General features: G+C 73.9%; 17 protein-coding genes and 1 pseudogene. 10 read left to right on the top strand and 8 right to left on the bottom strand.

From position 1 onward, the window contains the following. Window positions 1-74 precede the first annotated feature (74 nt). Entirely contained in the window at window positions 75-1,049 is a 975-nt protein-coding gene (locus ACIBST_RS01540; RefSeq protein WP_397168127.1) for a response regulator transcription factor, read from the top strand. Here ACIBST_RS01540 and ACIBST_RS01535 read toward each other — a convergent pair. Beyond that, window positions 1,003-1,533: an ATP-binding protein gene (locus ACIBST_RS01535; RefSeq protein ID WP_397168126.1), complete on the bottom strand. Its 531-nt coding sequence runs from the start codon at window positions 1,531-1,533 to the stop codon at window positions 1,003-1,005. The genes ACIBST_RS01540 and ACIBST_RS01535 overlap by 47 nt on opposite strands. 176 nt (window positions 1,534-1,709) lie before the next feature. Between ACIBST_RS01535 and ACIBST_RS01530 the strand changes: the two genes are divergently transcribed. The 3 genes from ACIBST_RS01530 (at window position 1,710) to ACIBST_RS01520 (ending at window position 3,611) form a co-directional block, all read left to right on the top strand. Further along, window positions 1,710-2,177, top strand: coding sequence for an adenylyltransferase/cytidyltransferase family protein (locus ACIBST_RS01530; protein ID WP_352328879.1), 468 nt, complete (start codon window positions 1,710-1,712; stop codon window positions 2,175-2,177). Window positions 2,178-2,242: 65 nt separating this feature from the next. Beyond that, on the top strand, window positions 2,243-2,827 hold the full coding sequence (locus ACIBST_RS01525) for a hypothetical protein (RefSeq protein WP_364334046.1): 585 nt from the start codon (window positions 2,243-2,245) through the stop codon (window positions 2,825-2,827). Between the two features lie 40 nt (window positions 2,828-2,867). Then, window positions 2,868-3,611: a DUF427 domain-containing protein gene (locus tag ACIBST_RS01520; RefSeq protein WP_397168124.1), complete on the top strand. Its 744-nt coding sequence runs from the start codon at window positions 2,868-2,870 to the stop codon at window positions 3,609-3,611. Window positions 3,612-3,654: 43 nt separating this feature from the next. Here the strand turns inward: ACIBST_RS01520 and ACIBST_RS01515 are convergent, their stop codons facing one another. Next, a complete protein-coding gene (locus ACIBST_RS01515) occupies window positions 3,655-4,254 on the bottom strand; it encodes a TIGR03086 family metal-binding protein (RefSeq protein WP_397168122.1) in 600 nt (199 codons plus the stop codon). A gap of 87 nt (window positions 4,255-4,341) precedes the next feature. On the opposite strand from ACIBST_RS01515, the pseudogene ACIBST_RS01510 reads away from it, so the two are divergent. After that, a pseudogene (locus ACIBST_RS01510) lies at window positions 4,342-4,509 on the top strand (hypothetical protein); the annotation flags it as partial. On the opposite strand, the gene ACIBST_RS01505 reads toward ACIBST_RS01510, so the two are convergent. The 5 genes from ACIBST_RS01505 to ACIBST_RS01485 form a co-directional block, all read right to left on the bottom strand. After that, entirely contained in the window at window positions 4,502-5,764 is a 1,263-nt protein-coding gene (locus tag ACIBST_RS01505; RefSeq protein ID WP_397168120.1) for a M20/M25/M40 family metallo-hydrolase, read from the bottom strand. The pseudogene ACIBST_RS01510 and the gene ACIBST_RS01505 overlap by 8 nt on opposite strands. After that, on the bottom strand, window positions 5,761-7,623 hold the full coding sequence (locus ACIBST_RS01500) for a prolyl oligopeptidase family serine peptidase (protein ID WP_397168118.1): 1,863 nt from the start codon (window positions 7,621-7,623) through the stop codon (window positions 5,761-5,763). The genes ACIBST_RS01505 and ACIBST_RS01500 overlap by 4 nt, the downstream gene beginning before the upstream one ends. Before the next feature lie 6 nt (window positions 7,624-7,629). Beyond that, entirely contained in the window at window positions 7,630-8,664 is a 1,035-nt protein-coding gene (locus ACIBST_RS01495) for a C39 family peptidase (RefSeq protein ID WP_397168116.1), read from the bottom strand. Window positions 8,665-8,771: 107 nt separating this feature from the next. Then, complete coding sequence (locus ACIBST_RS01490) at window positions 8,772-9,884, bottom strand: DUF5925 domain-containing protein (protein WP_397168114.1); 1,113 nt, start codon at window positions 9,882-9,884, stop codon at window positions 8,772-8,774. A 56-nt stretch (window positions 9,885-9,940) separates the two neighbouring features. Next, window positions 9,941-11,470 carry a serine/threonine-protein kinase gene (locus ACIBST_RS01485; protein WP_397168112.1) on the bottom strand — a complete coding sequence of 510 codons (1,530 nt, stop codon included), beginning with the start codon at window positions 11,468-11,470 and terminating at the stop codon, window positions 9,941-9,943. Window positions 11,471-11,565: 95 nt separating this feature from the next. On the opposite strand from ACIBST_RS01485, the gene ACIBST_RS01480 reads away from it, so the two are divergent. The 5 genes from ACIBST_RS01480 (at window position 11,566) to scpA (ending at window position 19,170) form a co-directional block, all read left to right on the top strand. Further along, window positions 11,566-13,431, top strand: coding sequence for a potassium transporter TrkA (locus ACIBST_RS01480; RefSeq protein WP_397168110.1), 1,866 nt, complete (start codon window positions 11,566-11,568; stop codon window positions 13,429-13,431). A 40-nt stretch (window positions 13,432-13,471) separates the two neighbouring features. Continuing rightward, the gene (mtnA, locus tag ACIBST_RS01475) at window positions 13,472-14,410 is read left to right on the top strand and encodes an S-methyl-5-thioribose-1-phosphate isomerase (protein WP_397168108.1); all 939 of its coding nucleotides are present in this window, start codon (window positions 13,472-13,474) and stop codon (window positions 14,408-14,410) included. A gap of 78 nt (window positions 14,411-14,488) precedes the next feature. Next, window positions 14,489-15,268, top strand: coding sequence for an N-acetylmuramoyl-L-alanine amidase (locus ACIBST_RS01470; RefSeq protein WP_397168107.1), 780 nt, complete (start codon window positions 14,489-14,491; stop codon window positions 15,266-15,268). Window positions 15,269-15,313: 45 nt separating this feature from the next. Further along, window positions 15,314-17,029 (top strand): methylmalonyl-CoA mutase family protein, encoded by a 1,716-nt coding sequence (locus ACIBST_RS01465; protein ID WP_397168105.1) that lies wholly within the window; start codon window positions 15,314-15,316, stop codon window positions 17,027-17,029. After that, window positions 17,026-19,170 carry a methylmalonyl-CoA mutase gene (scpA, locus tag ACIBST_RS01460; RefSeq protein WP_397168103.1) on the top strand — a complete coding sequence of 715 codons (2,145 nt, stop codon included), beginning with the start codon at window positions 17,026-17,028 and terminating at the stop codon, window positions 19,168-19,170. Before ACIBST_RS01465 ends, scpA begins: the two co-directional genes overlap by 4 nt. 71 nt (window positions 19,171-19,241) lie before the next feature. On the opposite strand, the gene ACIBST_RS01455 is transcribed toward scpA, so the two are convergent. After that, a complete protein-coding gene (locus ACIBST_RS01455) occupies window positions 19,242-20,915 on the bottom strand; it encodes a protein kinase (protein WP_397168101.1) in 1,674 nt (557 codons plus the stop codon). Between the last annotated feature and the right edge of the window lie 93 nt (window positions 20,916-21,008).

The following is a 21,008-nucleotide window of genomic DNA, read 5'->3' as shown; positions in this document are numbered from 1 at the left end:
CCGTAGCACCGCGGCGGCCGTGAAGAAAATCTTCAACAGCCGGTCAAGGAATGGCAAATGATATAAAAGAGCACGTGGCTGAGATCACCTTGAGCGTCCGCCAGTTGCAGGCGTTCGCCGAGGTCGGCTACCAGGTCGCGGGCGGCGGCGGCGCGCACGCGGCGATGGCGGCGCTGCGCGAGGTGGTCCCGCTCGACGCCTACGAGTTCGTCGCCTTCGACCCCGCCACCGGCCGGCACCACAGCGTCGTCTCCGACGGCCACCGCCGCATCGACCGCGACGCCGCCGAGGAGTACGCCGCGCTCGACGCCTGCCGCGAGGCCATCGCCGGGCGGCGGCCGGTGCCCATGCCGCAGCCGGGCACCGAACGGTACTTCCGCCGCCACCTGGCCCCCTACGGCTGGCGGGCCGGGCTGACCGCGCCGCTGTTCCTGGCCGACGGCGGCCGCTACACCGGCCTGCTCCACCTGGCCGCCAAGGACGCCTTCCCGCTGCTGTCGGGCGCCCTGGTCGCCGCCGTGAGCCCGATGCTCGCGCACGTCACCGACCTGACCCGGTGCGTGATCGACCCGGCCGGGCTGCCGCCCGACTTCCGCGCGGTCGCCTTCGACCGGCTCGGCGAGCGCCGCGCGGTGCCCGGCCACGAGGTCTCCCGCGAGCTGTGGGACGACCCCGCCATGGCGGCCTTCGCCCGCGCGTTCATCGACTCGCGCGAGCTGAGCCGCCGCGGCCTGTGGCTCGACGGCGGCGGCCGCTGGCACGAGGTGCGGCTGCTGCGGGCCGGCGTCGGCTACCAGGGCTCGCTGCAGGGCGCGGTCGCCGCCGAACGGCCCTGCCCGCTGCCCTACGACCTGACCGGCCGCGAGGTCGACGTGCTCACCCGGGTCGCGGCCGGCGACTCCAACCCGCAGATCGCGGCCTGCCTGGTGCTGAGCGTCCGGACGGTGACCACCCATCTGGAGCACATCTTCGCCAAGCTGGGCTGCGACAGCCGCACCAGGCTCACCACGAAGGCGCTGGCCGAAGGGTTGTGCCGGCTCGACCTGTGACGCACGGCTCCTGCCCGGCGGCCACGCGGGCCTGCGTCAGCTCGAACCAGACGGTCGTCGAGCCCCCCTCGCGGACGAACCCCCAGCGATGGCTGAGCGCCTCGATCAGCGGCAGCCCCCGGCCGCTGGTCGCCTGCGGAGCGGTCCGGCACACGCACGGCGGGCCGTCCGCGCCGCCGTCGGCCACGCACACCCGGACCGTGGTGTCCGAGCTGAGCACCGACACCGTGAACGAGCCGCCGTCCCCGGACCGGGTGTGCAGGATCGCGTTCGTGGCCAGCTCGCTGGTGAGCAGCACCACGTCGTCATGGAACGGGTGATCGCGGCCGAGCGCGGCCGTCACGAGCCCCCTGGCCCGCGAGACCTGGGACGGAACCCCCGGAAGCCGGACCGCGAGGTCACGGCCCCCGGGTGCTTCACCCCCGTCGGCATGGTCTGAGTCCCTCGGCGCCACGGCGACCTCCCCCGAATCAGGTGACGTCATGAGACGCGCGGGCAGGGGGCGAGAGATTATCGCGAAAAGGTAGGAATGCTCTTTCCAAGGTCGCCTGCACGACCTGCCGCGGCGACCGAGTACGCTGCGATCGACGAGTCGTCTAGGCCCGTGGGGGAGCAAAGCGTGCACAGCAGCCTACTCGCCCGGCCGTCGGAGGAGGTCGCGTGAGCAGCCTGGAGGCCGTCTGGGTGGAGCCGTACGACCGGCCCGGGGCGGCCGTCGTGACGGGCGTCTTCGACATCCTGCACGTCGGCCACGTGCGCTACCTGGGCGCCGTGGCCGCCCGCGGGCTGCCCCTGGTGGTCGGCGTGGAGGACGACCCGCGCGTGCGGGCGTGGAAGGGGCCCAGCCGGCCGTTCAACCCGGCGGCGGAGCGGGCCGAGGTGCTGGCCGCGCTGCGCTGCGTGTCCGGCGTGTTCGTGGTGGCCGGGCCGCCCGAGGCCCACGGTCCCGAGGACTACATCGACCTGCTCGCGCCGATGCGGCCCGGCGCGCTGGCCCACACGGCCGGCGACCCGCACGCGGGCGCGCGCGCCACCGCGGCGGCCATCCTGGGCGCCGAGTGCTGGGAGATGGCGGCCATCCCCGACCGCTCCACGACCCGCATCGTGAACGCCGCCGGCAAGGGCTGACCCGCCGCTCCGCCGGGGGCGTCGCTGAAACGGGCAGCGGCCATGATCGCGTAACCTTTCATGCCATGATGGCCGACCTGGTGGCGAAGCGGGTGACGAACCTGCTGGCACCGCAAGTGCTGGTGATCGTCATGCCCCCCGCCGTGGGGCTGCTCGCCCAGGGATGGGCCGGCGCGGCCTGGGGGCTGGTGGCCTCGGCGTTCTGCGGCGGCGTGCCGGCGGCGGTGATCGCGCTCGGCGTGCGCTCGGGGCGGCTGGACTCCCACCACATCGTCGACCGGGCGCGCCGCACCGGCCCGCTGCTGGCCGCCGTGGCCGCCGTGCTGGTCGCGCTCGCGCTGCTGGTCGTGCTGGGCGCGCCGCGGCTGCTGGTGGCCACGGTGACCGCGATGCTGGTCGCCCTGGCGGTCACCGTGCCGATCACCACCCGCTGGAAGATCTCCTTCCACGCCGCCGTCTCGGCGGGCACGGTGGTGGTGCTGGCGCACGTGCTGCCCGCCGTGCCGGTGGCGATCGCCGGCGCGGCCGTGGTGGCACTGGTGTGCTGGGCCAGGGTCCGCCTCGCCCATCACACGTGGGCGCAGGTCGCGGCGGGCGCGGTCACCGGCACGCTCACCACGTGGGTGACGCTCGCGCTGTTCGGGGTCTGAGGGACGGAATTTCCCCGCCGCCACACGGGTTGGCGGGGACATGGATGCCACGAACCGGGGCCGGGTCCGCGTCGAGCGGTCGGCCAAGCGCGTGCGGACCTATCTGGGCGGCCGGCCGATCGCCGACACGACCCGGGCCCTGCTGGTGTGGGAAGGCCCCTTCTATCCCACCTACTACTTCCCCCTCCAGGACGTCGAGCAGGCGGCGCTCAAGCCGACCGGCGCGTCCAGGCACTCCCCGAGCAGGGGCGAGGCCGCCGTCCACACCGTCACCTCGGGCGCCGCGCAGGCCCCGGAGGCGGCGCTGGTCTACGACGACTCGCCGCTGGAGGAGATCCGCGGCCACGTGCGCTTCGACTGGGACGCCATGGACGCCTGGTTCGAGGAGGACGAGGAGGTCTACGTGCACGCCCGCGACCCGTACACGCGGGTGGACATCCTGCCGAGCTCGCGGCACATCCGGGTGGAGGTCGACGGGGTCACCGTGGCCGACTCGCGCAACGCCCGCATCCTGTTCGAGACCGGCCTGCCGGCCCGCTACTACCTGCCCAAGACCGACGTGCGGCTCGACCTGCTGGAGCGCACCGACACCGCCACCCACTGCCCGTACAAGGGGACGGCGGAGTACTGGTCGGTCAACGGGAAGAAGGACCTGGCCTGGTCCTACCGCACGCCGCTGCCCGAGAGCGAGCGCGTGGCCGGGCTGATCGCCTTCTACAACGAGAAGCTGGACATCTTCGTCGACGGCGAGCGCGAGGAGCGTCCGAAGACCAAGTTCTCCTGATCCGCCCCGTGCGCCCCGCTGCCGGGCGGGGCGCACACGGGCCTCAGGCGGCCGGCGACCAGTGCGGGTCGCGGCCGAGGTAGCGCAGCAGGGCGGCGACCTCGTCGCCGGAGGCGTCGTCCGGGAGCGCCGGGGCGTAGGCGCCCCACGGGCGCAGCGGGTCGGCGATCTGCCGGGCGACCTCCAGCAGCGGGCCGGCCATCTCCGCCGTCAGCGGCGAGGGCTGGCCGGTGGCCACGGCGATGTCCCAGGCGTGCACGGCCGCGTCGAGCGCGCACGCCGTCGAGCCGGCCCACGGCGACATCTTGTTCGGCGGCACCGGCGTGGCCACCTCGGCGGCGTCGCGGTCGACCGCGGCCCACGCCCTGGCCGAGCGGGTCAGCGCGTCCTCCAGCTCGGCCGCCGGGTCGGCGCCCGGCTCGGCGGGCGGGTCGAACGGGTTGAACGCCGGGCCGGCCTCGCCCGTGAGCGTGGCGGCGAAGCCGATCTGGTCGCCCACCGCGTGCTTGAAGACCTTGGTGACGCTCCACTCGGAGCAGGGGGTGGGCAGGTCCCAGCCGCCGGCCGGGATGCCGCTGACGGCCTTGCGCAGCGCCTCGTGCGAGGCGTCCAGAACGTCCCAGCCGCTGATGATGTCGCCCATGTGGAGCTCCTTTCGAGATGACTCCATATTAGCAGAACGGAATAGTTTGTTCCACTAGTTTGCGGCGTCCCGGCGGGGCACCGCGACCGCGTGCGCCCGGCCATGGCCGGCACGTCCCGGGCCGGGGGCGGAGCGTTGCTCGTCCGCCCCGGCGGTTACGTGGCCTGGGCGGGCGGGAGCGGTCTGGAGGAGGCGCTGACCTCCTGGTCCGGCCCGGCGGCCCGAGGGCGTCGCCGGGCCGGGACGGTCAGGTGAGCAGGCGGGTCAGCACCCGGGTGCCGAACTCCAGGCCCTCCACCGGCACCCGCTCGTCCTTGCCGTGGAACATGCCGAAGTAGTCCAGGCCGGGCCGGAGCATGAGCGGGGCGAAGCCGTACCCCTGGATGCCGATGGTGGCGAAGGACTTGGCGTCGGTGCCGCCGCTCATCACGTACGGGACCGGCCGCGCCTGCGCGTCCTCGGCCACCAGCGCCCCCGCCAGCTCGTCGAAGAACGCCGACGGGTACGGCGCGGCGGGCGCCTCCTCCAGGTTCACGAACTCACGCGTGATCTTCGGCCCGAGCAGCTCGTCGATCGTCGCCAGGAACTCCTCCTGCAGGCCCGGCAGGTACCGGCCGTCCACGTGCGCCGAGGCCGTCGAGGGCACCACGTTCACCTTGTAGCCGGCCTCCAGCATCGTCGGGTTCGCCGAGTTGCGGATCTGGCCGTGGAACAGCTCGCCGAGCGCCCCCAGCCGGGCGGCCTCGGCGTCCAGCCGGTCCAGGTCGATCGCCTGGCCGGTGATCTCCGACAGGCTCTCCAGGAGCGCGGCGACCGACGGCGTCAGGCGCACCGGCCACTGGTGCGCGGCGATCCGCGACAGGGCGTGGGCCAGCGTGGCGACGGGGTTGTCCACGGCGGGCCGCGAGCCGTGCCCCGCCACGCCGTGGGCGGTCACCTTCATCCAGGCGGTGCCGCGCTCGCCGACGGCGATCGGGTAGACGCGCCGCCCGCCGGACTCGACGCTGAAGCCGCCCGACTCGCTGATGGCCTCGGTGACGCCGTCGAACAGGTGCCGGTGCTCGGTCACCGCGTACCGGGAGCCGTGGTCGCCGGTCGCCTCCTCGTCGGCCAGGAAGGCCAGCACCAGGTCGCGCTTCGGCCGCACGCCGCGCGCCGCCATGTCCAGCACGGTCGCGAGCGTCATCGCGCACGAGCCCTTCATGTCGACCGCGCCCCGGCCGTACACGCAGCCGTCGGTGATCTCGCCGGAGAACGGGTGCATCCGCCACTCGGCGGGGTCGGCCGGCACCACGTCCAGGTGGCCGTGGACGAGCAGCGCGTCGGAGGAGTCGCCGTCGATCCTGGCCACGACGGTGGTGCGCCGGGGCGCCGACTCGAACACCACCGGCTCCAGCCCCGCGTCGGCCAGCAGCGTGGCCACGTACTCGGCCGCCGGGCGCTCGCCCGAACCCGGGTTGGTGGTGTCGAACCTGATCAGGTCCGAGCAGATCTCGGCGACGCTCTTCACGCTCTCCCCTTCAGCGTCAGCGGCGGGACGCCGGGCGTCTCCAGGTCGAAGATCAGCCCGTAGAAGGCCAGCTCGGCCTCCAGCACCGCCACGATGGTCTCTTCCCTGCGCCAGCCGTGCTGCTCGCCGGCGAAGGTGAGCAGAGCCCACTGTTTGCCGTGCTTGTCCAGTTCGGCGGTGAATCGCTCGGCCTGGCTCACGTCCACGATCGCGTCCTCCAGACCGTGCAACATGAGGCATGGGCCCGATGCCCGGGCCGCGTTCAGGAGCGGCGAGCGGTCGGTGTACCGCTGCCGCGTCTCGGGCAACGGGCCCACCAGGCCGTCGAGGTAGCGCGACTCGAAGTCGTGCGTCTCGGCCGCCCAGCTCTCCGGGTCGGTGATCGCGTAGTGCGCGACGCCGCCCGCGAACACGTCGCTGTGCACCAGCGCGGCCACCGTGGTCCAGCCGCCGGCGCTGCCGCCCCGGATCGCGATCCTGGCCGCGTCCGCCCGGCCGAGCTGCACCAGCCCGCGCGCCACCTTCGCGCAGTCCTGGACGTCCACCACGCCCCACTGGTGCCGCAGCCGCTCGCGGTAGGCCCGGCCGTAACCGGTCGAGCCGCCGTAGTTCACCACGGCCACGCCGATCCCTCTGCTGGTGAAGTAGGCGACCTCCAGGTCCAGCACGACCGGCGTGTTCCCGGTCGGGCCGCCGTGCACGAAGATCACGTACGGCGCCGGCCCGGCGACCCCGGCGGGCGGGTGCAGATGGGCGTGCACGCCCTCGATCGTCACCGCCTCCGGCGTGGGCAGCAGCGCCCGGTCGGGCAGCGGCTTGGGGGCCGAGACGACCTCGTGCCCGCCGGTGGCCAGATCGACCAGCGTGACCTCCAGCGGCGTGTACGGCGTCGCCCCCACCGCCGCCGCCTTGCCCCCGGCCGCCGACACCGTCGAGGCCCAGTACGTGTGCCCGTCCCCGCCGATCTCCCGCAGGCCGCCCGTCGCCGGGTCCAGCACGCCCAGACGGCGGTGGTCGGCGGTGCCGTACACGACGACCAGTTGGTCGCCCGCAGGGGCCAGGCAGGCCAGGCCCGGCTTCCAGGCCGCCGCGCCGAACTCCAGCTCCACGGGGGTGAGGTTGCGCGAGGGGGAGCCGTCGAGGTGCACGAGGTGCACGTTCCACCAGCCGGTCGGGTCGGTGACGGCGTACAGGGACTCCTCGTCGCGCCACTCGGCCTGCGTCACCGACTCCTCGGGGCCGCCCGCAACGACCCGGTGGGGGCCCGCGACGCCGTCCGGGGACAGGTCGGCCACGCACAGCTCGGTGCCGTCCCAGGGCATGTCGGGGTGGTTCCAGCCGATCCAGGCGATCCGGGTGCCGCCGGGGGACAGGCGGGGGTTCATCAGGAAATGGTGGGCGCGGGCGACGACCCTGAGCGGGCCGCCGTCCAGGGGGACCGCGACCAGGTCACGCACGTCGTCGATCTCGCGGACCGCCCACACCTCGGCGCGGCCGGGCGGCAGGTACAGGTCGCCGTACCGGGCCGGGCCCTCGGGGGTGAGCGCGACCGGCTCGGACGAGGAGGCGTCCAGGCGGTGGAGCCGCTGGTCGGCCCAGTGGGTGAAGACCAGGCCGCCGCCCGGCAGCGGGCGCCAGGATCGGCCGCCGTACTCGACCAGGCGGTTGCGGGCGTTCCAGCCCGGCGGCAGCACGTCGGCGCGCGAGCCGTCGGGCAGGCGGCGCACCACGCAGCGCCTGCCGCCCTCGTGCGGGCGCGGCTCGTCCCACCACACCTCCACGCCCTCGGGCGTGGCGACGGCCTCCACCCACTGGGGGCCGCCGTCGGTACGCGCCACATCGATCGGTCGAATACTCATGAAAGATCACCAATTGCCGTTGGTACAGGGAGGCAGCGGGTGCCCGGGCGGATGGAGGACGTACACGATGCCGCCGCTGCCCGAGCTCCTCAGCCACACGTTCTCGAACGCTGCCCGCGGGTAGATCCGCCGAACCTCGCCGTCCGCGGGCGCGGCGGGGTCGTTGACGACGACGTCGCCCGCGGCGGTGAAGCCGGTGACGACGAGGATGTGGCCGTTCGTGGAGTAGCCGGATCCGGGCAGCTCATGGGCCCGGAACGACAGCGACGCGATCACCGGGATCCCCGCCAGGACGAACGCCTCCAGCTCGGCCGCCGACAGCAGCCTGGTCACGAAGCCGGTCAGCCCGTAACGCCCGGCGTAGGCCACGTTGAAAGGCCAGTTCCCGGTGCCCTGGTAGCTGTCGTCGTAGGTGCCCATGGCCGCGTGGTCCACCGCAGGGGCGGGGTCGTCCGCGCCCACCCAGGCCAGCTCGCCGGGCTCGGGGCCGCGGCCCCAGAAGGCCAGCACCATCGCCACCGAGGCGGGGCTGCACCAGTTCGCGCCGCCGCCGTCCCAGCGCGGGTGGTGCCCGGCGTGCGCGTACTGGGAGTGGCCGGGCACATCCAGCTCGACGTGCCCGGCCACCCCCGGCGTGCTCACCGTGACCGGACGCTGCGGCAGGGCCGAGGCCAGCACGCCGAGAGAGGTCATCCGCGCGCCCTCGCCGCGCGCGGTGACCCTCAGCTGGAACGCCACGACCGGCCGCCTGGCCACGAACGTGTCCACGGCCACGTCGCCGTCCTCGTCGCCCTGGCCGGGCACCGAGGTGCGCGGCCCGTGCTCGGACCACCGGCCCATGACGTACCACTTGGTCAGCGTGCCCGCTCCGGTCCTGGCCCGCAGCTCCACCTCGACCCCGCCGCCGGGCGGGGTGCGCGCGGTCCACGAGGGCACGAGCTGGGTGGCCGCGAAGCCGACCCGGTGTTCCTCGCTGGTCCACGTGCCTCCGGGCACGGTGAGACGGGTGAAGGCGACGCGCGCCAGATCGACGGTGAGCACCAGCCATATTGTGGTTTCACACCCGGTGTCGCACATCGGTTGGTTTACGTACCAGCCCGGACGCGCGGGACGCCGGGGACGCGCACGGCGCCCCCGGCGGCGTCAGCTCAGAGGTAGAGACCGGTGGACTCGTCCGCGCCCGCCGGGGCGATCGCGCGGCCGGCGCGCAGGGCGTACAGCTCGGCGAGGGTCGCCCCCGAGGCCCCCACGCCCTGCGACGACCCCAGCCAGGCGACGGCCTCGTCCCTGGTCAGCGGGCCCACCTCGATCTGCGCCAGGCACCGGCCCGGACGGATCACGGCCGGGTGCAGGCGGGTCAGGTCTTCGTTCGTGGTGATGGCCACCAGCACGTCGCGGCCCTGGCCGAGCAGGCCGTCGGTGAGGTTGAGCAGCCGCGACAGCCCCTGCCCCGCCTGGGCCTTGGCGCCCGAGCTGATCAGCTCGTCGCAGTCCTCCAGCACCAGCAGCCGCCACCGCTGCGTGTCCTCGTCGGTGTCGTAGCCGACCGCCACCTCCATCAGGTAGCCCGGGTCGTTGAACAGCCGCTCGGGGTCGAGCACGCAGTCGACCTGGCACCAGTCGTGCCACTGCTTGGCCAGCGTGCGCAGCAGCGTGGTCTTGCCGGTGCCCGGCTGGCCGTGCAGCAGGATGAGCCGGCCGTTGACGTCGGCGGGCGTGGTGGCCATCAGGCGGCCGAGCGCCGGGCGCACCTGCGCCGAGTAGTTCGTGCCGATCTCGTCCCACGGCTGGGCGGTGATCGGCTTCTCCGACCGGTTGCCGCCGTGGGAGCCGCGCCACCAGAAGCCCATCTCGACGTGGTCGGCGTCGGGCACCGGCTCCTCGGCGCCGTCGATGCTCTCCTTCAGCACCGAGCCGGCCAGCTCCTCGCTCACCGCCGTCACGCTCACCGTGGCGGTGCGGTTGCGGTGCCGCACGACCCGCAGCGTCCAGCCCTCGCCGCAGATGAGCCGCGACTCCGAGCCGTCCTCCACCTGCGCGGTGCGCAGCACCCGGCCCTCGGCCGGCTGCAACCTCGCGTCCGGACGCACGCGCTCCAGATTGGCCAGCTTGGACCAGGGCTGGACGCCGGTCGCGAACGGCGACAACGCCAGGGCGTCGATGACGTCGATCGCTGAGTCGGCGTCGTCGATCCAGATGTTCATCGGCAGCTCGGACGAGGAGTCCGCGCTGGGGAACGGCACCTCCCTGATCACAGACATAGGTAAAGGATCTCCTTCGTGGGCTCGGATGTCGAAGGGTTATACACGTGGTTCGGTCACTTTTTGCCGAGAGCGCCGGTCTGGGTGACCATGCCCAGGCCGGGCACGTCCCGCCAGGTGTAGGTAAGAGTGTCGCCTTCAAGCTCCAGCCAGACAGTACCCGGGATGCAGCCGCCCGTGGACGTCCCGAGGGAGAAAGTCAGCCGGTCCGGGCGCACCTCGGTGAGGGTGATCGTGGCGGCGCAGTCGACCTGGGAGTCCTTCTCCTTCCAGGCCGCCTGCGACCGGCCGGCCTTCAGTTCCACCGTGTTCTCGGCGCCGTCGGGGTCGAGCGGGTTGGTGGTGTCGGTGTGGCCCGACCAGGTGCCGGCGAAGGCCGCCGGGATCTTCAGATCGCCGGTGCCGCCGGGGTTCCCGGTGGCCGCCGGGGAGGTGGCGGCGGGTGTGGCGGGGCCGGCGTCCGTGGACGGCGGGGCGGACGTCGGGCCGGACGGCGGGGTGGACAGGGCGGCGGCCGTGGACGGCGGCGGGGTGGACCGGGTGGCGGTCGAACCCGGTGTGCGGATGGTCAGCAGGACCACGCCACCGGCCACGGCCAGGGCCAGCAGGGCCGCTCCGGCGCCGAGGAGGGCGCGGCGTCCCCGATTTCGGGCCGCGCGGCTCTCGCGCGTGTCGGCCGCCCCCGGATCACCCCCCAGAACCCCCGCCCCCGGCCCCGCGGTCGGCCCCGCGGTCGGCCCCGCGCCCGGCCCCGCGCCCGGCCCCGTGGCCGGGGTGGGGGAGACCAGGGTCATCAGGAGGGCGGCGGCCGTCGGGCGGTGGGCGGGGTTCTTGGCCAGGGCGCCGGCGACCGGCCCGCGCAGCCGGGGCGGCAGCGCCGACAGGTCGGGCTCGGCGTGCAGCACCCGGTGCAGCACCGCCGGCACGGTGTCCGCCCCGAACGGGCTGACCCCCGTGGCCGCGTAGACCATCGTCGCCCCCCACGCGAACACGTCGGAGGCCCCGGAGGCGGGTGAGCCCGCGATCTGCTCCGGCGACAGGTACGCGGGCGTGCCCACCAGCCCCGAGGTGTGCGTCGCCGCCCCCTCGGCCCTGGCGATGCCGAAGTCCACCACCCGCGGCCCGTCCGGCCCGAGCAGCACGTTGGACGGCTTGAAGTCACGATGGACGACCCCGGCCGCGTGGATGGCCGCCAGCGCGGTGGCCGTCCCGACCGCCAGGCGTTCCAGCTCACCGCCGCGCAGCGGGCCGCGCCCGGCGGCGTTCCCGGCGGCGTTCCCGGCCACCCGGTCGGCCAGCGAGGGCCCGTCCACGAACTCGCTCACCACGTACGGCCGCGAGCCCCGCGTCGAGACGTCGAGAACGCGGGCCGTGCAGAAGGAGGCGATCGACTCCAGCGCGTCGAGCTCGCGCGCCAGCCTGGCCCGGGTCTCCTGGTCGCCGGCGTTGAGCAGCTTGACCGCGACCGGCTCCCCGGAGGCCGAGTGGGCCAGGTAGACCACGCCCTGCCCGCCCTCGCCCAGACGCCCGGCCAGGCGGAAATCGCCCAGGAACGCCGGATCGTCCGGTGTGAGGGGGATCACCATGGCGGCTACGTTACCGCTCGCCATGCGGAAGCCAAGATCGCCCGGTACCTTGTGACGTCGGTTTAAATCACTCCTTACACGGAGGTATCGGGGAAGTGTCGAGGGTCACGGTCCGCGAACGGGCGCGGTACTGGTTCGACAACACCATGTCCAGGGGGACGGCCTCGCTCATCGGCTGGCTCGCGGTGGTGTCGGTCGCGCTCATCCTCGTGGTGGCAGCGCTCACGCTCTGGCTCGCGCCCGACGAGCCCGACGGCGTCAGCGGGCCTGGGCAGGTGTTGTGGGTCGCCCTCATGCACGCCCTCACCCCCAGCAAAGTCGCCAGCGACAAGGGCTCGTTCGGCTACATGACCGTCATGTTCGCCGGCTCGCTGGGCGGCATCTTCATCGTCAGCATGCTCGTCGGCCTGCTGTCCAACGGACTCAAGCAGAAGGTGGACCGCCTGCGCAGAGGCCGCTCGCGCATCGTCGAGTCCGGCCACACCGTGGTGCTCGGCTGGTCCGACCAGGTCTTCACGATCGTCACCGAGCTCGTCAAGGCGCACGCCAGCCAGAAGAACTCGGTCATCGCCGTCCTGGCCGACCGCGACAAGCTCGCCATGGAGGAGGACATCCGCGAGCACGTCGGCGACCTCGGCAGGACCCGCCTGGTCTGCCGCACCGGACGTCCCACCGAGCCGCGCGACCTCGGCCTGATGAACCTCACCACCGCAAGATCCGTCGTCGTGCTCTCGCCCGAGGGCGAGGACCCCGACGCGCACGTCATCAAGATCCTGCTCGCCCTGGCCAAGCGGGACGGCTCCCACCCGCCCGTGGTCGCCGCCCTGGCCTCCGCCCGCAACCTGGCCGCCGCCCGGCTGGCCGGCGGCCAGGACGTGTACCTCGTCGACTCCGACGACACCGCCTCCCGGCTGATCGTGCAGTCCTCCCGCCAGTCCGGCATGTCCGTCGTCTGCATGGACCTGCTCAACTTCGACGGCGGCGAGATCTACCTGCGCGCCGACGAGGAACTGGTCGGCGCCACCTACAGCCAGGCCCTGCACGCCTACGAGACCGCCGCCGTCATCGGCTTACGCGGCCCGGCCGGCGTCGTGCTCAACCCGCCCATGGACACCGTCATCACGGCCAAGGACCAGATCGTCGTCATCGCCCACGACGACTCCCACATCAAGCTCGCCACCGGCGAGCCCCCGATCGACGAACAGGCCGTCACCACCGCCGCCGCACCGCGCCCCGAGCCAGAACGCACCCTCCTGCTCAACTGGAACGGCCGCGCCGAGCAGATCGTGCGCTACCTGGACGGCTACGTCTCCTCCGGCTCGGTCCTGGACATCGCCGCCGACCACCCCAAGGCCGGCACCGGCCTGACCGGGCTGCGCACCCTCACCGTCAACGTCAAGGACTGCGACACCACCGACCGGTACGCGCTGGAATCCCTCGGCGTCGGCCTCTACCAGCACGTCATCGTCCTGTCCGACGACCGCTTCGACCCCCACCACGCCGACACCCGCACGCTCATGACCCTGCTCCAGCTCCGCGACATGCAGAGCACGCTCGGCGAGCACTACTCGATCGTCAGCGAGATGCACGACGAGGGCAACCGGGCGCTGGCCGAGGTCACCGAGGCCGACGACATCGTCATCAGCGACACCGTCATCGGCCTGCTGCTGGCCCAGCTCGCCGAGAACCGGCACCTCGCCGACGTGTTCGGCTACCTGTTCGACTCGCACGGCTCGGAGATCTACCCCAGGCCCGCCGCCTCCTACGTCCGGACCGGCGCCGAGGTCACCTTCGCCACCATCGTCGAGGCGGCCCGGCGCAGGGGCGAGACCGCGATCGGCTACCGCGACAACGTCTCCAGGAACGTCCCGCCGCACTACGGCATCGTGCTGAACCCCGCCAAGAGCGACACCGTCGTCCTCGGCCGTGGCGACTCGGTGATCGTCCTGGCCGAACGCTGACCCCGGCCCGGCCCCGGACCCGTCGGCTACCGTGAGCGGCGTGAGGACCATCGACTGGGCCGGCGACGCCGTCGAGCTCGTGGACCAGACCCTGCTGCCCGGCCGGTGCGTGCGGCTGCGCGTCGAGACCGTGGCCGAGCTCGTCGCGGCGATCAGGCGGCTGGCCGTGCGCGGCGCCCCCGCCCTCGGCGTGGCCGGGGCGCTCGGCGTCGTGCTCGCCGACGGCGACCTCGGCCAGATCGCCGAGCTGCGCGCGGCCCGCCCGACCGCCGCCAACCTGGCCTGGGGCGTCGACCAGGCCGCCGCCCACCTGGACAAGGGCAGGCAGGCGGTGCTGGCGGCCGCGCTGCGGATCCGCGACGACGACATCGCCGCCTGCCTGGCCATGGGCGAGCGCGGCGCCGCCCTGCTGGAAGGCGACCGGCTGCGGATCATGACCGTCTGCAACACCGGCGGCCTGGCCGCCGTCGAACGCGGCACCGCCCTCGGCGTCGTCCAGACCCTGCACGAACGCGGCCGCCTGGCCGAGGTGCTCGCCCTGGAGACCCGCCCGCTGCTCCAGGGCGCCCGGCTCACCACCTGGGAACTGGCCAGGATGGGCGCGCCGCACCGGCTGGTCGCCGACTCGGCGGGGCCGTACCTGCTGGCCAAGGGCGAGGTGGACGCGGTGCTCATCGGCGCCGACCGCATCGCCGCCAACGGCGACACCGCCAACAAGATCGGCTCGTACGCGCTCGCGCTCGGCGCGGAACGGGCCGGCGTGCCGTTCATCGTCGTCGCCCCCGAGTCCACCATCGACCCCGCCACCCCGACCGGCGAGCACATCGAGATCGAGGACCGCGACCCCGAGGAGATCCTCACCCTCGGAGGTGTACGCCTGGCGCCCGAGGGCACACAGGCGCTGAACCCCGCGTTCGACGTGACGCCGCACGATCTGATCACCGCGATCGTGACCGAACGGCGGGTGATCAGACCGTGAAATAGCGCGATCCCCGGACCTGCTCACCTCGCTGGCGTTACGCTCGGTCGTCCCGATATCTACTCTCGGAGAGCACTCGTGGACATCGATCTGGTGTTACGCCGCGACTGGCAGGCCCGCGCGCCCCGCGGCGCCTACACCCAGCTTGACTCGACCAAGGGCGTCAAGGTCCACTACACCGGCGGCCGCGTCGAACCCGCCATCGTGTCCGACCACGCCGGCTGCGTCTCCCTCGTGCGATCGATCCAGGCGTACCACATGGACGGCAACGGCTGGATCGACATCGGATACAGCTTCGTCGCCTGTCCGCACCGGAAGGTGTTCGAGGGGCGGGGGCTGCATCATCTGCCGGCGGCCAACGGTCCCGGGCTCAACGCCGGGCACTACGCCGTGCTCGGGCTGGTCGGCAACGCCGGGCTCGTGCAGCCGCCCGACGCGATGCTCGACGCCGTCCTCGACGCCGTCCAGTACGTGCGCGACCGGGGCGGCGCCGGCAAGGAGATCAAGGGCCACCGCGACGGCTACTCGACCGACTGCCCCGGCGACCCCCTGTACGCCTGGATCAAGCGCGGCGCGCCCCGCCCCGGCGGCGGCACCACCCCGCCGCCGCCCAAGGGCGCGCCGCCCTTCCCCGGCCGGTTGCTGAAGTACCCGCCGGTCATGGAGGGCGAGGACGTGCGCACCTGGCAGCGGCAGATGAGCAAGCGCGGCTTCGACCTGACCGTCGACGGCGCGTACGGCGCCCGGTCCCGCGACGCGTGCCGCGAGTTCCAGCGCCAGCAGGGCGTCGAGGACGACGGGATCGTGGGCCCGCTCACGTGGAGACTGGCGTGGGAGGCGCCGCTCGCCGACGGGTAACCCCCGGATTACTGCGGCGGCCGGGCAGCGCCTACTATCCGTTGCATGGAACTGGCAGCGGGCTTTCCTCCCACCACTCGCGACGACTGGCGGAGGCTGGCGGTCGAGGTCCTGCGCAAGTCGGGGGTCGAGGCGGGCTCGCCCGAGGAGGCGCTGTCCAGCCCGACCTACGACGGCGTGCCGGTCGCGCCGCTCTACGACGTGGGCGACCTGCCGGGCGATCCGGGGCTGCCGGGCGCGCCGCCGTTCACGCGGGGGGCGCGGGTGCGGCCCGGCTGGGACGTCCGGCAGCGGCACGCCGTGGCCGACCCCGAGGCGGTGCTGGCCGACCTGGAGAACGGCGTCACCTCGCTCTGGCTGGTCGTGGGCGACGGCGCGATCCCGGCAGGCGCGCTGCCCGCCGTGCTGAAGGACGTCTACCTCGACCTGGCCCCGATCGTGCTGGAGGCGGGGGAGCACACGCGGGAGGCCGCCGAGGCGCTGTTCGGCCTGGCCGCCGCGCAGGGCGTCACGCCGAGCGGGAACCTGGGCGCGAGCGGCGGCGTGGGGGCGGAGCTGGCCGGGCGGTGCGTCGCGGTGCCGGGGCTGCGCGCGGTCATGGTCGACGCCACGCCGTACCACGACGCGGGCGCCGCCGACGCCGAGGAGCTGGGCTGCTCGATCGCGCGGGGCGTGGCCGAGCTGCGCACGCTCACCGGCGCCGGCCTCACGGTTGAGCAAGCGCTAGGCCAGATCGACTTCCGGTACGCCGCCACCGCCGACCAGTTCGCCACCATCGCCAAGCTGCGCGCGGCGCGCCGGCTGTGGGCCAGGGTGGCCGAGGTGTGCGGCGCCGCCGAGCACGGCGGCCAGCGCCAGCACGCCGTCACCAGCGCGGCCATGATGACCGCCCGCGACCCCTGGGTGAACATGCTGCGCACCACGCTGGCCTGCTTCGCGGCGGGCGTCGGCGGGGCGGAGGCGGTCACCGTGCAGCCGTTCGACGCCGCGCTCGGCCTGCCCGACGCCTTCTCCCGGCGCATCGCCCGCAACACGCAGTCGCTGCTGCTGGAGGAGTCGGGGATCGGGCGGGTGACCGACCCCGCCGGCGGCTCCTGGTACGTCGAGCGCCGCACCGCCGACCTGGCCGAGCGCGCCTGGGCGTGGTTCCAGGAGATCGAGGCCGCCGGCGGCGTGCAGGCCGCCGGCGAGCTGATCGAGCGGCGCGTCGCGGCCACCCGGGCCCGTCGCGACGACGACATCGCCCACCGCCGTTTCCCGATCACCGGCGTCAGCGAGTTCCCCGACCCCGGCGAGAAGCCGCTGCGCCGGCCGCCCGCCCCGGCCGGGCGGCCCGTGGCCCGCTACGCGCAGGAGTTCGAGGCGCTGCGCGACGTCGCCGACGCCCTGCCCGAGCGGCCGAAGGTGTTCCTGGCCACCATCGGGCCGGTCGCCGCGCACACCGCGCGGGCCTCCTTCGCCGCCAACCTGTTCCACGCCGGCGGCCTGGCCACCGAGACCGCCGGGCCGGGCGCCGACCCCGAGCAGATCGCCACCGCCTTCGCCGTGAGCGGCGCCGCCGTCGCCTGCCTGTGCTCCACCGACAAGCTGTACGCCCAGCACGCCCGCGCCGTGGCCGCCGCCCTGCGGCACGCGGGGGCGCGGCGCGTCTGGCTGGCGGGGAAGGGAGACCACGAGGGCGTGGACGCCTGCCTCTACGCGGGGTGCGACGCGCTCGCCGTGCTCCGTCAGACGTTCGAGGACCTGGAGGTGCTGCGATGATCCCCGACTTCTCGGGCGTCCCGCTCGGGCCGGGGGCCGGCTCGGGCGCGGAGGCCGTCCCCGGGGGAGAGGTGTGGGAGACGCCCGAGGGCATCGGGGTCAAGCCGCTCTACACGGCCGCCGACCTCGACGGGCTCGACTTCCTGCGCACCTATCCCGGCGCGGCCCCGTACCTGCGCGGGCCCTACCCCACCATGTACGTCAACCAGCCCTGGACGATCCGCCAGTACGCGGGCTTCTCCACGGCTGAAGACTCCAACGCCTTCTACCGGCGCAACCTGGCGGCCGGGCAGAAGGGCCTGTCGGTCGCCTTCGACCTGGCCACCCACCGGGGCTACGACTCCGACCATCCGCGCGTGGCCGGCGACGTGGGCATGGCCGGGGTGGCGATCGACTCCATCTACGACATGCGGCAGCTCTTCGACGGCATCCCGCTCGACCGCATGTCGGTGTCGATGACCATGAACGGCGCGGTGCTGCCGGTGCTCGCGATGTACATCGTGGCGGCCGAGGAGCAGGGCGTCGCGCCGGAGGAGCTGGCCGGGACCATCCAGAACGACATCCTCAAGGAGTTCATGGTCCGCAACACCTACATCTATCCGCCGGCCCCTTCGATGCGCATAATCTCGGATATTTTCGCTTATACGAGCGAAAAGATGCCGAAGTTCAACTCGATCAGCATTTCTGGGTATCACATCCAGGAAGCCGGGGCGACCTGCGACCTCGAACTCGCCTACACCCTCGCCGACGGCGTCGAGTACCTGCGCGCCGGGATCGCCGCCGGCATGGACGTCGACCGGTTCGCCCCCCGGCTGTCGTTCTTCTGGTGCATCGGCATGAACTTCTTCATGGAGGTCGCCAAGCTGCGCGCCGCCCGGCTGCTGTGGGCCAAGCTGGTGTCGCGGTTCGGGGCGGCCAACCCCAAGTCGCTGAGCCTGCGCACGCACAGCCAGACCTCCGGCTGGTCGCTCACCGCCCAGGACGTCTTCAACAACGTCGCCCGCACCTGCGTCGAGGCCATGGCCGCCACCCAGGGCCACACCCAGTCGCTGCACACCAACGCCCTCGACGAGGCGCTCGCGCTGCCCACCGATTTCTCGGCCCGCATCGCCCGCAACACCCAGCTCCTGCTGCAGCAGGAGTCGGGCACCACCCAGGTCATCGACCCCTGGGGCGGCTCCTACTACGTCGAGCGGCTCACCCACGACCTCGCCGAGCGCGCCTGGGCCCACATCGAGGAGGTCGAGGCGGCCGGCGGCATGGCCAGGGCCATCGAGGCGGGCCTGCCCAAGCTGCGCATCGAGGAGGCCGCGGCCCGCACCCAGGCGCGCATCGACTCCGGCCGCCAGCCGGTCATCGGGGTCAACAAGTACCGCGCCGCCGACGACGAGCCCATCGAGGTGCTCAAGGTCGACAACAGCGCCGTACGCGCCCAGCAGCTCGACAAGCTGGCCCGGCTCAGGGCCGAACGCGACGGCGAGGCCGTGCAGCGCGCGCTCGACGCGCTCACCAAGGCCGCCGAGAACCCCGCGCCGGGCCTCGACGCCAACCTGCTCAAGCTCGCCGTGGACGCCGCCCGCGCCAAGGCCACCGTCGGCGAGATCTCCGACGCCCTGGAACGGGTGTTCGGCCGGCACGCCGAGCAGGTGCGTACCATCTCCGGTGTGTACCGCGACGAGTCAGGCAACGCCGAGGCCATCGAGCGCGTCCGCCGGGCCTGCGCCGACTTCGAGCGGGACGAGGGCCGCCGCCCGCGCATCCTGGTCGCCAAGATGGGCCAGGACGGCCACGACCGGGGCCAGAAGGTGATCGCCACCGCCTTCGCCGACCTGGGCTTCGACGTCGACGTCGGCCCGCTGTTCCAGACGCCGGAAGAGGTGGCCAGGCAGGCGGTCGAGGCCGACGTGCACATCGTGGGCGTCTCCTCGCTGGCGGCCGGGCACCTCACGCTGGTGCCCGCGCTCCGGCGCGCCCTGGCCGACCTCGACGCCGCGGACATCATGATCGTGGTGGGCGGCGTCATCCCGCCGGGCGACCACGACGAGCTGCGCGCCGCCGGCGCCGCCGCCATCTTCCCGCCGGGCACGGTGATCGCCGACGCCGCCCTCGACCTGCTCCGGACGCTCACCGGCCGCCCGTAGCCCTGCGGACGGCTCGGCGGGTCGCCGGACGCTGACCGGCCGCCCCTGACCCCGGCAGGCGACCCGGCGGGTCAGAGGGCGTCGTCGCAGATGGTGACGGCGACGGTGCGCCGGCGGGCGACCGGCTCGGTGATCTGGAGCGTGACGCTGTGGGGGCCGGCGTCCGTCAGCGCGGTCGGCGAGGTCAGGCGCCGGGGGGCGTCCTCGGCGACCGTGGCCGAGGAGCGGGCGGTGACGGTGCCGTCGACGATCCAGGCGTACCGGACGGTGACCGGGGCGCCGGTCCTGGTCAGCGCCGCCTGGAGCCGTACGGCGCCGTCCCAGCAGTCGCCGTTCCTGGTGCCGCCGGACGGGCGCAGGGAGGCCAGGGTGAGGCGGTCGACGGACGGGGTCGTGCCGGAGGTGGTCTCGTCCTGCGGGCCGGGGACGGGTGTGCGGGTGGGCCGCGGGCGGCGGGTGGGGGAGGTCGAGGTGCCGGGGGTGGGCGTGGGGGCGGTGGTCACGTCGGCCACGTGGGTGGCCTTGGGCGTGGGCGTCGAGGGGGTGAGCCACACGATCGCGCCCGACAGCACCAGCACGGACACCCCGGAGACCCCGGCCACCACCGCCGTCTTCACCCGCCGCCGCACCCTGACCTTGGGCCCGGCTCCCGGCCCGGCGACCTTGGGCGCGGTTCCTGGCCCGGTGACCTCGGGCGCGTCCGGCCCGGCGGTCTGCGGGGCCTGGGCCTGCGGGACCGGCGATCCGCCGTGGGGGAGGGGCGGCGTGCCCGCGACCAGGCGCAGCCCGGTGGTCCCGGAGGCGGCGCCCGGCCCCGAGGGGGCCGCCGCGCGGGCCGGTGGGGCGGCCGGTGCCGGGCGCGTCGGGAGGCCGGAGGGCGGCATGGGAGCGGGTGCCGGGCGGGTCGGGGGGCCGGAGGGCGGCGCGGGAGTGGGAGCGGAGCTGGGTGCGGGAGCGGGGGCGGAGATGGTGAGCAGGTGGCGCAGGACGTCGGCCATGGGCGGGCGGCGGGCGGGGTCCTTGGCCAGGCAGGCGAGGACCACGCCGAGCAGCGGCTGCGGCAGGTCGCCGGTGCGGGGTTCGTCGTGCAGGATGCGGTTGATCACCGCCGGCAGTGAGTCCTCGCCGAACGGCGGCATCCCCGTCGCCGCGAAGACGACCACCGACGCCCACGCGAACACGTCCGCGGGGGCGCCCGCCTCCCGTCCCGAGAGCTGCTCGGGCGCCATGTACGCGGGCGTGCCGGTGATGGCGCCGGTCGCGCTCACCCCCGTCCCGAACGCCGCCGAGACGCCGAGGTCGCTCACCCGCGGACCGTCCGGCCCGAGCAGCACGTTGGACGGCTTGAAGTCGCGGTGCGCGACGCCCGCCCGGTGCGCGTCGGCCAGCGCCGTGGCGGTCGTCACCGCCAGCCGCCGCAGGTCGTCCGAGTCGCGCAGGGCGCCGGTCTCCTGGAGGGAGGGCCCGTCCACGTACTCGGTCACGACGTACGGCCGGCCCCTGACCGAGGCGTCCAGCACCCGCGCGACGCAGGACGGCTCCACGGCACGCGCGGCGGCGAGCTCCCTGGCGAACGGCTCACCGGCGGTGACGCCCTCGGCAAGCAGCTTGACGGCCACCGGACCGCCGTCGCGCCCGCGGGCGAGGTAGACGACACCGTGGCCGCCCGCGCCGAGCCGCCCGGCCAGCCGGTAGGGTCCCACCGCCGCCGGGTCGCCCTCGCGGAGGGGTTCGACGTTGGGCATGAGGAGAGTGACTCCTGTGACGGCTGTGATCAGAACTCCAGCACCTTACTGGCAAATAACCGGACTTGTCAGAAGTTAGGCTGATCAATGAGA

The organism is Nonomuraea sp. NPDC049684 (genome assembly GCF_044465345.1).
Classification (GTDB): Bacteria; Actinomycetota; Actinomycetes; order Streptosporangiales; family Streptosporangiaceae; genus Nonomuraea.
This window is presented reverse-complemented; position numbering and strand designations above follow the sequence as displayed.

Excerpts from the sequence above, each read along its gene's own strand:
- ACIBST_RS01485 (WP_397168112.1), bottom strand. The coding sequence starts at position 11,470 with ATGGTGATCCCCCTCACACCGGACGATCCGGCGTTCCTGGGCGATTTC.
- ACIBST_RS01525 (WP_364334046.1), top strand. The coding sequence starts at position 2,243 with ATGATGGCCGACCTGGTGGCGAAGCGGGTGACGAACCTGCTGGCACCG.
- ACIBST_RS01455 (WP_397168101.1), bottom strand. The coding sequence starts at position 20,915 with ATGCCCAACGTCGAACCCCTCCGCGAGGGCGACCCGGCGGCGGTGGGA.
- ACIBST_RS01500 (WP_397168118.1), bottom strand. The coding sequence starts at position 7,623 with ATGAGTATTCGACCGATCGATGTGGCGCGTACCGACGGCGGCCCCCAG.
- ACIBST_RS01490 (WP_397168114.1), bottom strand. The coding sequence starts at position 9,884 with ATGTCTGTGATCAGGGAGGTGCCGTTCCCCAGCGCGGACTCCTCGTCC.
- scpA (WP_397168103.1), top strand. The coding sequence starts at position 17,026 with ATGATCCCCGACTTCTCGGGCGTCCCGCTCGGGCCGGGGGCCGGCTCG.
- ACIBST_RS01520 (WP_397168124.1), top strand. The coding sequence starts at position 2,868 with ATGGATGCCACGAACCGGGGCCGGGTCCGCGTCGAGCGGTCGGCCAAG.
- ACIBST_RS01535 (WP_397168126.1), bottom strand. The coding sequence starts at position 1,533 with ATGACGTCACCTGATTCGGGGGAGGTCGCCGTGGCGCCGAGGGACTCA.
- ACIBST_RS01515 (WP_397168122.1), bottom strand. The coding sequence starts at position 4,254 with ATGGGCGACATCATCAGCGGCTGGGACGTTCTGGACGCCTCGCACGAG.
- ACIBST_RS01465 (WP_397168105.1), top strand. The coding sequence starts at position 15,314 with ATGGAACTGGCAGCGGGCTTTCCTCCCACCACTCGCGACGACTGGCGG.